16 protein-coding genes and 1 other RNA gene are annotated in these 14,729 nt (G+C 40.3%); 11 read left to right on the forward strand and 6 right to left on the reverse strand.

Annotated elements, in window-relative coordinates; genetic code table 11:
* The first annotated feature begins 10 nt into the window (after nucleotides 1-10).
* Nucleotides 11-679 carry a response regulator transcription factor gene (locus tag MKX73_RS08540; RefSeq protein ID WP_340717068.1) on the forward strand — a complete coding sequence of 223 codons (669 nt, stop codon included), beginning with the start codon at nucleotides 11-13 and terminating at the stop codon, nucleotides 677-679.
* A complete protein-coding gene (locus MKX73_RS08545; RefSeq protein ID WP_340717069.1) occupies nucleotides 676-2,049 on the forward strand; it encodes a sensor histidine kinase in 1,374 nt (457 codons plus the stop codon). The genes MKX73_RS08540 and MKX73_RS08545 overlap by 4 nt, the downstream gene beginning before the upstream one ends.
* Nucleotides 2,050-2,100: 51 nt before the next feature.
* Here the strand turns inward: MKX73_RS08545 and MKX73_RS08550 are convergent, their stop codons facing one another.
* The 3 genes from MKX73_RS08550 to madL all read right to left on the reverse strand — a co-directional run bounded on the left by MKX73_RS08550 (nucleotide 2,101) and on the right by madL (nucleotide 4,542).
* Nucleotides 2,101-3,039, reverse strand: a complete 939-nt coding sequence (locus MKX73_RS08550) for a carbohydrate kinase family protein (RefSeq protein WP_340717070.1) — start codon at nucleotides 3,037-3,039, stop codon at nucleotides 2,101-2,103.
* 332 nt (nucleotides 3,040-3,371) lie between these two features.
* On the reverse strand, nucleotides 3,372-4,133 hold the full coding sequence (gene madM, locus MKX73_RS08555) for a malonate transporter subunit MadM (RefSeq protein WP_340717071.1): 762 nt from the start codon (nucleotides 4,131-4,133) through the stop codon (nucleotides 3,372-3,374).
* A 1-nt stretch (nucleotide 4,134) separates the two neighbouring features.
* The gene (gene madL / locus MKX73_RS08560) at nucleotides 4,135-4,542 is read right to left on the reverse strand and encodes a malonate transporter subunit MadL (protein ID WP_340717072.1); all 408 of its coding nucleotides are present in this window, start codon (nucleotides 4,540-4,542) and stop codon (nucleotides 4,135-4,137) included.
* A 191-nt stretch (nucleotides 4,543-4,733) separates the two neighbouring features.
* Between madL and MKX73_RS08565 the strand changes: the two genes are divergently transcribed.
* The 7 genes from MKX73_RS08565 to MKX73_RS08595 are packed head-to-tail and all read left to right on the forward strand — an operon-like array spanning nucleotide 4,734 to nucleotide 11,392.
* The gene (locus MKX73_RS08565) at nucleotides 4,734-5,384 is read left to right on the forward strand and encodes a GntR family transcriptional regulator (protein ID WP_340717073.1); all 651 of its coding nucleotides are present in this window, start codon (nucleotides 4,734-4,736) and stop codon (nucleotides 5,382-5,384) included.
* A gap of 23 nt (nucleotides 5,385-5,407) precedes the next feature.
* On the forward strand, nucleotides 5,408-6,334 hold the full coding sequence (locus tag MKX73_RS08570) for an ACP S-malonyltransferase (RefSeq protein WP_340717074.1): 927 nt from the start codon (nucleotides 5,408-5,410) through the stop codon (nucleotides 6,332-6,334).
* A gap of 2 nt (nucleotides 6,335-6,336) precedes the next feature.
* A complete protein-coding gene (gene mdcA, locus MKX73_RS08575) occupies nucleotides 6,337-7,986 on the forward strand; it encodes a malonate decarboxylase subunit alpha (protein WP_340717075.1) in 1,650 nt (549 codons plus the stop codon).
* A 12-nt stretch (nucleotides 7,987-7,998) separates the two neighbouring features.
* Nucleotides 7,999-8,868 carry a triphosphoribosyl-dephospho-CoA synthase gene (locus MKX73_RS08580; RefSeq protein ID WP_340717076.1) on the forward strand — a complete coding sequence of 290 codons (870 nt, stop codon included), beginning with the start codon at nucleotides 7,999-8,001 and terminating at the stop codon, nucleotides 8,866-8,868.
* The gene (locus MKX73_RS08585) at nucleotides 8,822-9,118 is read left to right on the forward strand and encodes a malonate decarboxylase subunit delta (RefSeq protein WP_079523867.1); all 297 of its coding nucleotides are present in this window, start codon (nucleotides 8,822-8,824) and stop codon (nucleotides 9,116-9,118) included. Before MKX73_RS08580 ends, MKX73_RS08585 begins: the two co-directional genes overlap by 47 nt.
* The gene (locus MKX73_RS08590; protein ID WP_340717077.1) at nucleotides 9,111-10,799 is read left to right on the forward strand and encodes a biotin-independent malonate decarboxylase subunit beta; all 1,689 of its coding nucleotides are present in this window, start codon (nucleotides 9,111-9,113) and stop codon (nucleotides 10,797-10,799) included. Before MKX73_RS08585 ends, MKX73_RS08590 begins: the two co-directional genes overlap by 8 nt.
* Complete coding sequence (locus tag MKX73_RS08595) at nucleotides 10,790-11,392, forward strand: malonate decarboxylase holo-ACP synthase (protein ID WP_340717078.1); 603 nt, start codon at nucleotides 10,790-10,792, stop codon at nucleotides 11,390-11,392. The genes MKX73_RS08590 and MKX73_RS08595 overlap by 10 nt, the downstream gene beginning before the upstream one ends.
* Nucleotides 11,393-11,509: 117 nt before the next feature.
* On the opposite strand, the gene ssrS is transcribed toward MKX73_RS08595, so the two are convergent.
* The 3 genes from ssrS to MKX73_RS08610 all read right to left on the reverse strand — a co-directional run bounded on the left by ssrS (nucleotide 11,510) and on the right by MKX73_RS08610 (nucleotide 12,992).
* Nucleotides 11,510-11,701: non-coding RNA, 6S RNA (ssrS, locus tag MKX73_RS08600), on the reverse strand.
* Nucleotides 11,702-11,859: 158 nt separating this feature from the next.
* Nucleotides 11,860-12,504, reverse strand: coding sequence for a YfbR-like 5'-deoxynucleotidase (locus MKX73_RS08605; RefSeq protein ID WP_340717079.1), 645 nt, complete (start codon nucleotides 12,502-12,504; stop codon nucleotides 11,860-11,862).
* 299 nt (nucleotides 12,505-12,803) lie between these two features.
* Nucleotides 12,804-12,992, reverse strand: a complete 189-nt coding sequence (locus tag MKX73_RS08610) for a YjfB family protein (protein ID WP_340717080.1) — start codon at nucleotides 12,990-12,992, stop codon at nucleotides 12,804-12,806.
* A 304-nt stretch (nucleotides 12,993-13,296) separates the two neighbouring features.
* Here MKX73_RS08610 and MKX73_RS08615 point away from each other — a divergent pair, with 304 nt between their 5' ends.
* Nucleotides 13,297-14,040 (forward strand): LysM peptidoglycan-binding and 3D domain-containing protein, encoded by a 744-nt coding sequence (locus MKX73_RS08615; protein ID WP_340717081.1) that lies wholly within the window; start codon nucleotides 13,297-13,299, stop codon nucleotides 14,038-14,040.
* Nucleotides 14,041-14,125: 85 nt separating this feature from the next.
* A complete protein-coding gene (locus tag MKX73_RS08620; protein WP_340717082.1) occupies nucleotides 14,126-14,668 on the forward strand; it encodes a superoxide dismutase family protein in 543 nt (180 codons plus the stop codon).
* Nucleotides 14,669-14,729: the final 61 nt, after the last annotated feature.

A 14,729-nucleotide genomic window follows, 5' to 3' on the forward strand; every position in this document is an offset into this window, starting at 1 on the left:
CGGTGATTCAATGCGTATATTAGTTGTAGATGACGATGCTTTTATCCGGAAACTAATCGGCATCCATTTGAAAAAAGAAGGTTTCGAAGCGCTGTTTGCAAGTGATGGCATGGAAGCGCTGAATTTACTGCAGCAGGAACAGGTCGACTTGGCGATTGTCGATGTCATGATGCCGAAAATGGATGGCATAAGCCTGACGAAAAATCTCGCTGAAATCGGTGTACCTGTATTGATGCTGACTGCTAAAACAACGCTCGATGATAAGGAAAAAGGGTTTTTGGCAGGGGCTGATGACTATATGGTGAAGCCGTTCGAACCAAAAGAACTGCTGTTTCGAGTGCGTGCGATTTTACGACGCTTTCAAAAAGTTGAACGGAGTCAAATAAAAATCGCCAACATGCTCATTGACCGGCAAACATATGAAGTAAAAGTAGGGGGGCAAGTATCGCTGCTGCCTTTAAAGGAATTTGAACTATTAGGCATTTTATGTTCAAGACCGGAAGTCGTATTTACGCGAGATCAGCTAATGGAACAAGTATGGGGTTATGATTATGACGGGGATGATTTTACTCTGACAACACATATTAAGCGTCTGCGCAGCCGGTTGGAGGAAGTGAATGCACAGGTGAAAATTCAAACCGTACGTGGAATCGGCTATAAAATAGAGGAATTGAAATGAAAACATTATACAGACAATATATTGTCGTGACATTGGCTGTAATCATTATAAGCATTACGATGTCGATGCTGTTAATCGGACAAATTTATAAATCGCAAATAAGACCTGACACAGATGCCAAAAACTATGAGGTAGCCGAGGAAGTTCAGCAAATTTTAAAATCAATGCCGAAAGAAAGTGCGGATGCCTACTTTCAATCCATCGCAAAGCTTGGCTATCAAATAGGAGTTATTTATCCGGATGGAAATTTAACTTCATACGGAAGTGCATTTAAAAAAACACGTCTCACGCCTGAAATGTTAAGCATTGTCGGTACAGATAACGTTTATCACGGCATTCGTGACTACAACGGTTCTTCCTACTTTATGAATCATTTCGCGAATGATATTCGAAATACGATCGGTGTGTCATTTCAATTAAATGAAGAGAACTATGCATTTTTTATTCGTCAGGAAAATGCCACACTGTTTTCGGAAATGCATTTATTGATCGTCAGTTTCATTATTATTACCGCTGTCGTTATTTTACTGACAATGATTTTACTTGCCCGTCAGCTTGTAAGGCCATTAAAGCAATTGCAGCAGGCGACAAAGCAAATTGCCCTTGAAAATTACGATATCCAATTAACGATTGACCGTAATGATGAGCTCGGTCAGCTTGCCACACAGTTTCAGAAGATGGCCAATCGCCTTGCGGAAAATGATCAGTTAAAGAAAGACTTCATCAATAATGTATCCCATGACTTTCAATCACCGTTGCTCAACATTCAAGGCTATGCGAATGTACTGAAAGATGCGGAGAATACGGAAGAAGAACGTGTGCAATATTTGGAGATTATTGAGCAGGAAACGAAGCGTCTTTCCGCATTAACAAAGCAATTGCTATTACTAAGCTCACTTGACCAGAAGAATTTACCGGTACAAAAAAAGACCTATTCTTTAGATAAACAGTTGAAGGAGCGGCTATTTTCAAAGCGGTGGAAACTGGATGATAAGCAGATGGAGCTTGTATACGAGCTGGAACCGGTTGAAGTTTATGCGGATGAGCAGTTAATGGAGCAAGTTTGGGATAATTTGCTTTCAAATGCCATTCGCTACAGCGAGGACAAAGGGAAAATTATAGTTACATGCAGTAAAAAAGACAATCAGATTTTTGTGACGATAAAAGATAACGGGATCGGTATTCCTGAAGAAGCACTTGAAAAGGTGAAGGAACGATTTTACCGGGTGGACCCTTCACGGTCGAGTCAAAGCAGCGGGTTAGGCTTGGCAATTGTAACAGAAATCGTTAACCGCCATGCGGGACAGTTTACTATTGAAAGCGAGCTTGGAAAAGGAACGAAAGTGACAGTTGCTTTAAATGTCCATTAATAGAAAAAGAGCGCGATAAAAGTGGAGTAAAACTTTTATCGCGCCCTTTTATTATCGAAGTTCTTTTAAAGTGGAAAGTGCTTCGATTGCACCGACCTTTTCGCATACTTTTGCTGCAGCATGATTGGCAAATTCGATGACTTTCACCCATTCATTGAACGAGAGATTTATGACTTCAAACTTGCTTAACTGATACATAACGGCACCGACAAAAGCATCACCTGCACCGGTTGTATCGACAGGGTTTACGGGAAATGCCGGAACGGTTGCAATTTGTCTGTTTTGAATAAGCATTGTACCGGATGCGCCTTGTGTAATGGCGATTGTTTTACCGGTAAACTGTGTGAGCCATTCGATTGCCTGTTCGAAGTTATCCGTCCTTGCGAATAATAACAGTTCCTCATCACTCATCTTAATGAAATTTGCAGCTTCTACGAAAGGTTCGCATTTTTGGATGAACAATTCGGAATCACCTTTCCATAAATCTGCACGGTAGTTTGGATCAAATGAAATAAAATGGTTTTGCAGATGCAAAGTTTGCATTAACTGTTCGTACGTTTTACTGAAAGGTTCGCTTAAAAGGGCAGTGGCAGAGCCGAAATGAATCATATCCATTGTCATAAGCTGCTGCAGATCCAAATCTTCCACACTGAGCAGTTCGTCGGCCCCACGATTAAAGATAAAATCACGCTCACCGTCTTTTTGTCTTGAAACAAAGGCCAAAGTAGTCGGTGCAGCCGGATCCATTATCAGCTGATCTGTATGAACACCGGCCTGATCCAATGTTTGTTTTAAAAAGTGACCAAATGCATCGTCGCCCACTTTTCCGCAGAAGTATGCCTGTCCTCCAAGCATCGCTATCGTTGCTGCTACATTTGCCGGGGCGCCGCCTGCCTGTTTTTCAAATGTTTTCGCTTCGATAATGGATACTTCCGTATGAGTTGTAAAAAAGTCGATGAGCAATTCTCCAATACAAAGAATTTTTTTCATTGCCGTCTCCTCCAAATATATGTGTTTCACTAAATATTGGCATAAAATTACGGGAAATAAAAATATTTACCCTAATAGTTTATTGATTTAAAAGCCGCGCCCGCGGAAAGCCTTTGCCCGTAATAAAAATCTACGGATTTTATTGAAAAGTACAACAAAAAAACGTGAGTAAAAAAAATATACTCACGTTTTATCTATTAATTATATAGTTGCAATTTCAATTTCCGGAAGGTGATTCATCTATAAAATTCTGGGGGAATGTTATAGGGGAAATGTGACACCTTTTTAAAAATATGAAATTGGACCTTATATATGGAGTATGAATGATTAACTTACCAAATCATATCTGTTAAAATGAATAACAGGGTAGGGCAAAGTAAGCAGCCTAAACCTGTGTAGAAAGTAGCTGTAACGGCGCCATACGGGACCAATCGTACATCCGTTGCAGCTAATCCTCCCGTAACACCGGAAGTAGTTCCCATTAAACCACCGTAAACCATCGCAGTTAATGGATTGTTTAAACCAATGAATCGTGCAATAAACGGAGTACCCACCATTACTAATACCGATTTTACTAATCCGGCTGCAATACTGATTGCAATAACTTCCGAACTTGCACCTAATGCTGCTCCTGTTACTGGACCAACAATATAAGTAACTGTACCGGCACCGATTGTAGCAAGACTTACAGCATCTGTATAACCAAAAATAAGCGCAAAAATAATACCGACTACAAACGATAATCCAACACCGATAAAGAGTGATGAAATTCCGCGAATACCTGCTTTTTTAATTTCGTCAAAGTTTGCTCCAAATGATGTAGCTACAATGGCAAAGTCACGAAGCATACTTCCGCCTAAAAGCCCGATACCTGCAAATAGCGAGATATCTGCTAAACCCTTTGTACCTTCACTGTAAACACCGCCGAGATAGGCTAATACTAATCCGAGAACAATCGCAATAGCCGAGCCATGAATAAGCCCCTTTGTTAATTTATTCGAAATTAAATATGCGACATACATAGTAATCCCGACAATGACAAAACCAGTAATTAAGCCATTCGATTCTAAAGCAGTTTTAAGAGCATCCCACATATTAGTTTACCTCCCCTGTTGCCGGGTTATTTTTATTGAACTCAATAGCAGATTCTTTCGCCTTTTTTCCGCTTAACAATGGAACGACTAACCAACTAATAAGAACAACTGCAATTCCTGCAATGATCGCCAGAGGACCTCCAGTTAATGCACCTAATACATTTTGACTTGCTGCCATCGCGATAACGATAGGGATATACATTGCATTCCAGAAAGCTAAGCCACTTTCGGCAGGTTTGCTGATTTTCCCATTCTTCTGCAATTTATCCACGACTACAATTAGTAGCAACATCGCAATACCTACGCCACCCACATTTGAATCAATCCCCATTAAAGTACCAATCAATTCACCACAGAACATCCCAAATAAGAAACACCCCGCTAAAATGGCAACACCATATATAACCATAATTACACCCCTTTGCTTGTTTAGAACAGTCGACTGTATTCTGAATATAGAATAAACAATAATATATACATAATCAAGAAAAATATTATTTTTTTTAGAGAAAAATAGATAATACGATTGAAATTTACGTTTTAAAGATATATTATGAATTGTATACAGTCGACCAAGTTCTTATAGAAGGAGAAGGTTTAATGAATTATTTTGAAAGAGCATTAGACAATGCCTTATCGATTAGAATCGCCAATAACTTGCTCGAACAAGTATTGAATGGTGAGTTAAGACCAGGAGATCAAGTCGTGGAATCGATATATGCAGAACAGTATGAAACGAGCCGTTCTCCTGTAAGAGAAGCAATTTATTTATTAGCGACAGAAGGAATCATTGAGCGTGTACCACGAAAAGGGGCATTCATTAAAGGCTACACATTGGATGATATGAAAGATTTACTGGATGTGCGAAATCATTTGGAAATGCTGGCAGCCGAACGTATAGAAAATCCTAGTAAAGAAAAAGGCACACTGAAAGAAATGAAAGCCGTCTTGGCTAAGATGACGAAAACGAAAAGCTATACAGAATATACGCACTTAAATTATCAGTTTCATTTTCTCATATTTAAATTAAGTAATAGTCCGGTGCTAAATGATATGTACAGTAAAATCGCACTGCCATTACTTCGAATTCAAGTGATCCATTTTTCCAATAACGAAATTATCGAAAAGTCGATTATTGAGCATACAAGTATTTACGAATGCTTAAAGAATGATGACTTGGAACAACTGAAATCAATTTTAAGAAAGCATACAGAAGATGTAATTTTCAGTGTCCGGAATAAGCAGTTATAAAGCAAAGGGAGGGGAAGTTAACGATGAAACAGGCATGGCTTTTTCCAGGGCAAGGTTCACAATATGGCGGTTTTTTAGAGTCGCTTCCTACGCACCCTACTATACAAGAAACTTTGGACGAAGCTTCGGAGGTTCTAAAAAAAGATATTAAGCTGCTTGCAACAGCTGAAAAATTGAAAAGTACAAAAAATGTCCAGATTACAATGCTGGCAGCCGGAGTTGCAACTGCACGTGCCTTTCTTAATGAAGGTGCAAAACCGGACTATTTGGCAGGTCATTCGGTAGGTGCATTTGCCGCCGCGGTGACAAGCGAGGTATTAACATTTGAAGATGCCCTTCATTTAGTTTCACTTCGTGGGGAACTGATGGAATCTTTACAGGATGAAGCGTATGGAATGGCGGTTGTTGTAGGATTACCTGAATCAGTTCTTTTAGATATAACACAGAAATTCCATACGAATGAAAAGCCGGTCTATGTATCGAATCGTAATGCACCGCAGCAGTTGACTCTATCGGGTCATAAGGAAGCAATGCAAAATGTACTGGACTACGTGGCAGGAAAAGGGGCAAGTTCAGCAAAAATGCTGAATGTTTCTACACCATCCCATTGTCCATTGTTTTTACCGGTTCAGGATCGATTGGCAAAAGAGATGGAGAGCATAACGCTCCAACGTCCGAAATTCCCGTTGATTTCAAACCGAAATGCACGGGTACTTCGCCAGCCTTCCCGTATTGTTCAGGATTTGGCTGAAAGTATTGCTTTACCTGTCAGATGGCATGATGCAACTTCGATTTTATTTGAAAATGGTGTTCGTCAATTTATTGAGATGTCGCCAGGGGATGTGTTAAAAAAACTTGCTAAAAATGCGTTCCCAGAGGCGGATAGCTATAGTGTGGAAAAGAACGGATTTAATGATTGTCTATATTTAGCAAAAAATGAAGGGGTGTAAATATGGTAATAATTCAACAGCAGCGTTCTTGGTCAACAAGATTGGAAGGAAAGAAAAAGAGATTGGCGGAAGTGGAACATCTAGTAAATGGTGTAACAATTCCTACAGAGAAAATTGTAGATGTACTTGAATTGCTTATTAAACCGGGGGATCGGGTTGTTCTTGAAGGGAACAATCAGAAGCAGGCTTCATTTTTATCTCAAGCTCTTGTAAAGGTAGATCCAGAGCGTGTACATGATTTACATATGATTATGTCCAGTGTATCGCGTCCGGAACATTTAGATATTTTTGAAGAAGGTATCGCTAAGAAGATTGACTTAAGTTTTGCTGGACCTCAAAGTTTACGAATCGCACAGATGATTGAAGACGGCCGATTAATTTTAGGGGACCTGCACACATATGTTGAGCTTTATGGAAGATTGTTTATCGATTTAATTCCGAATGTTGCATTAGTTGCAGCTGATAAAGCAGACCGCTTCGGGAACTTATATACAGGGCCAAACACGGAAGAAACACCAACAATTGTAGAAGCAGCAGCCTTCCGTGATGGTATTGTCATCGCTCAGGTAAATGAAATTGTGGATGAACTGCCGCGTGTTGATATACCGGGTTCTTGGGTCGATTTCATCGTTGAAGCAGATGAACCGTATGAGCTTGAGCCATTATTTACACGTGATCCACGCCATATTACAGATATTCAGATTTTACAGGCGATGATGTGTATTCGCGGTATTTATGAAAAACACGGCGTTCAATCTTTAAACCATGGGATTGGTTTTAATACGGCTGCAATCGAGCTGCTATTACCTTCATATGGTGAGCAATTAGGGTTGAAAGGTAAAATATGCAAAAACTGGGTTCTTAATCCGCACCCGACACTAATTCCTGCGATCGAAACAGGATGGGTAGAAAGTGTTCACTGTTTCGGCGGTGAATTAGGAATGGAAAAATACGTGCAGGCACGTCGCGATATTTTCTTCACAGGTAAAGATGGCAGTCTGCGTTCAAATCGTACGTTGGCACAGCTTGCAGGTCAGTATGCGGTTGACTTATTTATCGGATCGACATTGCAAATGGATGCATACGGCAATTCATCGACGGTAACAAAAGGGCGCGTTGCAGGTTATGGTGGTGCACCGAATATGGGGCATGATCCGGGCGGACGCCGTCACTCAACGGAAGCTTGGTATAACATGATGACAAGTCAGGATGAACTGGCACGCGGGAAAAAGCTTGTTGTGCAAGTAGCCGAAACTTTCCAGGATGCCAACACACCGGTCTTTGTTGAACGTTTGGACGCAATTGATGTAAAGAAACAGGCGAATTTGGCAGTAGCACCGGTCATGATTTATGCGGAAGATGTTACACATGTTGTGACAGAAGAAGGGATTGCCTACCTGTATAAAACAGATAGTCCGGCAGAGCGAAGAGAAATGATTGCTTCGATTGCAGGGGTGACACCGTTAGGGATGGAAAATGATGTGAAGCGCACAAAGTCTCTTCGCGAGCGCGGTTTAGTGGCTATGCCGGAAGACTTGAATATTTTACGCGGTGAAGCGAATCGTTCACTATTGGCAGCGAAAAATATTGATGAACTTGTTCAATGGTCTGGTGGATTATATGAGCCACCAACGAAATTCAAAAGTTGGTAAGGAGCTGAAAGGATGAAACAGCATGTAATTTGTAAACGGATTGCCGATGAGGCTGTAGCAGCATTAATCGAAGAAGTTCAATTAACACCAAAGCCGGGGTTAGTAGATACAGACAATAATGGTGCACATCATGATTTATCTTTAACTAAAATGCAGGATTCAGCACATTCATTGCACAATACGTTTTATCAAATGGCAATGCTGAGTTTCAACCGACAGCCAACAGTAGAAATTAGGGAACAATTTGGCGCAATAGGACGGAATGGTGAAAAGGAAATGTTTGCGGTTACTGAAAATAGTAATACGCATAAAGGGGCAATCTGGTCGATTGGTTTACTTTGTTCCGCAATTGCAAGAAGACAGGGCAAGGTACTCTTTCCGCAAGTATTTAACGATGCTGCAGAACTGGCCAATCTTCCGGACCAATATATTCCGAAATCCAAAACGAACGGGATCAAAGTAAAAGAGAATTATGGGATTCCGGGTGCCAGAGAAGAAGCCCAGCAGGCGTTTCCCCATATTCAAAAGTATAGTTTGCCGGCATTTTTACAGGCGGCTCAGAAGATGTCGCTAAGAGATGCGAAACTTACTACATTACTAGTATTGATCGCAAATTTAAATGATACTTGTCTACTTCATCGAGGCGGTCTTGAAGGGTTGGAGTTTGCGAAGCAGGAAGCGAATAAACTGCTCACAAACTTTTCAATCTCTAATATGAAGAAACTGGATGAATTATATATTAAGCATTGGTTATCGCCAGGGGGTTCGGCTGATTTATTGGCGGCCACATTATTCGTAATTAATATGTCAGATAAACTGAAAAGGGGTGCACAGCATGGAAAAGTTGAATTACACATTTCAGGCAAATCGTCCGGTTACTAAGCAGGCGCATATCGGGGTTGTTGGATCGGGGGATTTAGAAATACTGATCCAGCCAATTGAAGGCTCGGAAACAAAAGTAGAAGTTCGTACAGGAATTACGGGATATGCTGAAACATGGCAAAAAGTAGTGGAGCGTTTTGTTTCTCAGCAGGATATATTGGCTTCAATAAAGATTAATGATTTCGGGGCAACACCAGGTGTCGTATCGATAAGACTTGCACAGGCAGCGGAGGTGGTTTTCGGTGAATAATTCTATTACATTACCAGTAAGTATAGTAGAAAGTAAGGCAAGAGAACGTGCACTTTTACTATTAGATGAAGGAACAGCACATGAAATATTAGGTCCATTTGACTTTTTTGAATCACCTCATCTGGAAGCGCAAAACATCGTGCCGCAAAGTGATGACGGAATGATTATCATGCAAGGGACAATCCGTGGCCGTCGTTCATTAATCATTTCAATAGAAGGAAGTTTCCAAGGCGGAGGAATCGGTGAAGTTTCCGGGGCGAAATTCGCGGGTGCTTTGGAGCGTGCGTATGCCTCATGTGAAGCAGGGGAGCTGATTTATCCGGTCATTATTTATGATACAGGTGGTGTTCGTCTGCAAGAGGCGAACTACGGACTTCTTTCGATTGCTGAAATCAGTTCTGCAATTGTTGCTTTGAAGAAATATGTACCCGTAATCGGCATTATTCCAGGGAAAGTCGGTTCTTTCGGAGGAATGTCATTAACAGCAGGTCTTTGTTCTGCTTTAATCATGACCCGAGAAGGGCGACTTGGCATGAATGGCCCTGAAGTAGTTCAGCAGGAAGCGGGCATCCAGGAGCTGAATGCAAAACAAAAGCCGTTTATCTGGAAAATGATTGGCGGATCAATGCGCTACAATTCAAAATTAGTAGATGCTGTCGTTGAAGATGATGTCGTAAACTACCTGGATACGCTGGAAGATTTATGGGCAAAAAACAGCTTCAAACAAAGAACAACAGAATACGATACATTTTTAAATATGCTGAATCATTTGCAGTTTGAGGAAAAAATCAGCCCTGATGAAGCACAGGAAATTTTAAGCGACCGAGCTGAATTGCCAACTGCTGAATCAACGGTTGCAGACGGAGAAAACTCAAGCAGAGGCCGTACATGGTTTAATGCATTTACAAATAATGCACCATCGATTTCGGAAATACCATCAGTCTTAGTGGCTGATGCTGAATTAAATGGAGAAAAAGCGCGTTTTATCGCTGTCGTGCCAAACAGTGAAAGTAAATTTTACCGTGCACGAAACGGAGAGTTTGGTCTGCAGGAAGCATGGACTGTTGCGAAATATATTCGTCAGGCAATTGAAGAGGATAAAAATTCAGCTGATAAAAGGTTAATCGTTCCTATCGTCGATGTTCCGGGTCAGGCATTCGGATATCATGAAGAATTGTTCGGCATTTATTTAGCGTGTGCAGCAAGTGTTGAAGCGTATGCAGTTGCGCGTCAAAGCGGACATCCAATCGTTACATGTGTTGTAGGTAAAGCGATCTCAGGAGCGTTTTTAGCACACGGCATGCAGGGTAACCGTATTATTTCGCTTGATGACTCAGAAGTGCAAGTACATGTAATGTCCAAAAAGTCGGCAGCGCTTGTTACAATGCGTACTGTTGAAGAGCTGGATGAATTCGCAAAATCTGTTCCATCGATGGCGTATGATGTCCATTCATTCCAAACACTTGGTGCATTACATGAGTTGATCGACGGTATTGACGCAGACAAACCTTCTAAAGAACAAGCTCGTAAAGTTCTTCATTCAATTGTAATGGCAAAAGAAGATATAATTCAGTCTGGAGATAGAACGTTAGCAAATCGAATTCAATCAAAAGTAGCGGTTGAAAATGGTCGTAAAGCATCGATTGCTGTACGTGAAAATATTACACAGCAATGGAACTAACTGTACATGATTTAGTGTATTTGAAGTCCAAGGATCAAATCGAGTACTTCGGTGATTATCCTGGTTGGATGGATGAGGATGAAATGGCTCAAGGCATTGCTGTTGTGAGACGTATGAAAGTAGAGGACGGGAAAGTTGCGATAGGCTTTCGCGGGGATAATCGGTCTAAACGATTTGCAGCGATTACAACGATATCTAATATTAGACGTGTAATTCGGCCGTTTGATGTTCTGGCAAAATCCTATCCGAAGACGCATGTCCGATCACTTAATTATATTGAAAAGGTATTGGATGGTCTTAAATGGGGGATTGGCGGAAGTGTTGGTTTTTCGATGGGAACCGGAATCAATGTCTGCCATGAAAACAGTGATATTGACATTATTATGTACTGTGAAAAGCTACAGGAGCTGGATCAGCTGAAGCCTATTCTTTCAAAGTTGAGAACTAGTGAACACCGTGTTGATGTCCAAGTGGAGATTTTAGGCGTTGGGGCCGTTGTTTTAGCTGACTACTTGGAACATGCTTCATTTATCGTAAGAACGAGTACGGGACCGATTCTGCTTGAAAAAGAATCATTAGTTTATAAAGGGTAGCCTGATTTCCCATTGAATAACAATCGGTTATTCAATGGGAATTTTTGATTTTTAAATTTTATGTACAAAAAAACACTTCCACCATTTCAGTGAAAGTGTTTGTACATTGCTGCTATGTAAGCAGCCACATTGCCGTAGTTATTATAGAAAGTTTTAAACCACCACTCCTCAAAGTGGGTGTTCGCAAATGCTATCCTGTCTATCCTGAAGTCAAAAGAGTCCAGGCACGCCATTCCAACATCGATGTAAAACTCCCTGTATAAGTATAAAGGTTAAAACTTAATATTCGTACGTACAACGTAGCCTTATTGTTATCTTATAGTAAGTTAAATCGGAATGCAATAAAGTATGTTTTAAAAAAAAAGTCAAATGATATGGATGGATTTATTAAAGTTTTTAAAGGATAAAAAGGTGGATATATTTCCAAAATAAAAAAGCCTTCCTTATAAATCGGAAGCCTTCTGTTATTATTCGCTATGCTGTTGTAAAATGTTTTCCGTTAAAAGTGCAATATCGATGACCGTCTTTTCCATGACAACATCTGATAAAATCTCATTTCGGAAATAGTCAACAGATACCGGTAAATCAATCAGCAGCAACTTGCTTAGTGCTGATTCATACATATGAACAAACTCTTTGTCCGTATTTCCGCGCTTCAGTTCTGCAAATGACTCGTAAAACTGATCCAGCTTGTCTGCAAACTCGAGCAGTCGTCCTTCAATTGTCTTGTCTTTGCCTTCTTTCATCCGGTCAAAAAACACATCCTGAAGATCCAGTGGAATTTCTTCCCGGATAAATTTCTCCATCATTTTCTCTTCGACATGCGAAAGCATTTGCTTAAGTTCGACGCTTGCATGTTTGACAGGTGTTTTAATATCCCCGATAAACACTTCGGCAAAGTCATGATTAATCGTTTTTTCGTATAGTGATTTCCAGTCAATTTGACTGCCTGCACGTTCTTCCAATGTTGCAAAGAACATCGCATACTGGGAAACCTTCCATGAGTGTGCTGCCACATTATGTTCTTCGAATTTAAAGCGACCCGGACAGCGGATGATTCGCTCTAAATCATTTAAACTTGTAAAAAATGTATGGATACCTATAATAATCACTCCTTTTCATCACCAGTGTACTATTAGTTATACCCGAAAAGTGATTTTTTAAAAGTGTTTAACCGAAATTTAACGGAGCATTTACATTAGAACTCATGATTCTAATAAAATGAAAAATCTTCAAAAAAATTGTTCTATGTCTAATAAAAATTGGATTATCTACTATAGTATGCAGAATTTCTGGAATTTCTACTCGCCTTTCAAATTTGTGCTTCCGAAATGCCAGTAACAGGCACAGAATTTCTGAAAATAGAAGGACGCTCACCATTTTAAGTGAGCGTCCTTTCTGCTTTTTAATTCTAAACCTGGACGTCAATCATTTGTCCTTTATAAGGGTGGGATGCTGGTGTTGCTTGTGGTTGAGGCATTGCTTCAATCATTTGGACAGCAGTTGCCGCACCGGTATTCATGGCCTTGTCTAAAATACTCATCTGCACAGTTTGCTGCAGTGATGCCAGTTGAGCTGACATGATGGTGTTTAATTCCAAAGTAATCCCTCCTCTTCATCTATATCGTCAAAATTGAAAGAAAGATTAAAGAAACAGGGCGATTTGTAATAAGTCTGAAAATGGATTTCCATTTATTATTCGCTCTTTTCCCGTCCCCTCGCAAAAAAATGGTAAATCTATGTATAAATCGTTTCAAATTTAGTAATAATTATCCAAAAGCTCTGCAATGTGCTTGTAATGGAGGGTTCATATCCACGTCACTGTGTTGCAATGTATTTGCTGTAAGGTTAGAGCAGAGTCAAAGTAACATAAATTTATTTGGAAAATATGGAGGGACAGAAATTTGACAAAGAAAAAATTAATGGCAGTTCTATTGGCAGGAGTATTTTCTGCAGGGGGGCTATTTGCAACTCAAGCTTCTGCAGATACTTATACGATCCAGCCTGAAGATACACTTTATAAAATAAGTAAACAATTCGAAACATCGGTTGAAGAAATAAAAGAAATGAATAATTTAACAAGTAATACAATTTTCGTTGGAGATACAATAGAAATTGGCGGTCATGATGAGAAAGTATATACGATTGCACCAGGCGATACATTGTTCCATATTGCATTGGCCCATGATGCAACAGTTGACCAGCTGCAGGACTGGAACAATATCAAATCGGACCTGATTTATCCGGGTGACACGATCACAGTATCCGGATCTCAACAGAAATACGCCAAGAGTGAAGTGAAAAGTGCGACAGGCGGTACGCAGGCAAAAACATCAACAAGTTCAGCCCCGGACACAGGAAGAACGTTGACTGTTGAAGCGACAGCGTATACAGCCTATTGTGAAGGGTGTTCAGGAACAACTGCAAATGGTACGAATTTACGTGCCAATCCAAATTTAAAAGTAATTGCAGTAGATCCGCGTGTTATTCCATTAGGGACAAAAGTTTGGGTTGAAGGTTATGGGGAAGCCGTTGCAGCTGACACAGGCGGGGCAATTAAAGGCAATAAAATAGATGTATTTATTCCAGACATAGGTAATGCCTATGAATGGGGCCGCCGTACAGTACAAATAAAAATTTTAGACTAATACGAAAAGAAGCCACTCAATTTTGGGTGGCTTTTTGTATATTCAGCCCTCTTTATTGAAATACTAGCTGCAAGGAGGGGATAGTATGCGAGTAATTGGTTTAATCGTATGTGGACTATTATTAAGCGGATGCAGTTTGTTTCAAAAGGAAACCGTCCTGGTAAGTGCACCAGAAACTTTATCTGCTAAGGCGCAGATGTATGATACTGAAAATAATGTAGTTGGTGAAATTTTATTTGAAGAATCTTCCAAAGGGGTCGAACTGACTGCTGTTTTAAATAGTCTACCGCCAGGTGATCACGGAATCCATCTGCATGAAGTAGGGAAGTGTGAACCCCCTAGCTTTGAATCGGCGGGTGCTCATTTCAACCCAATGAAAAAGGAGCATGGTGTGGATAATCCGAAAGGCCCGCATTTAGGGGATTTACCGAATATTACTGCAGATGAAGCGGGGAATGTGGAGCTGAATTTCGTGACAGCCGATTTTACACTTGAAAAAGGAAAAGAAAATTCGCTGTTTGATGCTGATGGCACATCTATTGTCATTCATGAAAAAGCGGACGACTATAAGACAGATCCTTCAGGAAATTCGGGTGCGCGAATTGTTTGTGGGGTAATCGAGCAATAGCAAATATAAAACATGAAAAATACCATTTTCTCCAAAAATGAGAAAGGGTATTTTTTCCTTT

The sequence above is a fragment of the Solibacillus sp. FSL W7-1436 genome, from assembly GCF_038007305.1.
Taxonomy (GTDB): domain Bacteria; phylum Bacillota; class Bacilli; order Bacillales_A; family Planococcaceae; genus Solibacillus.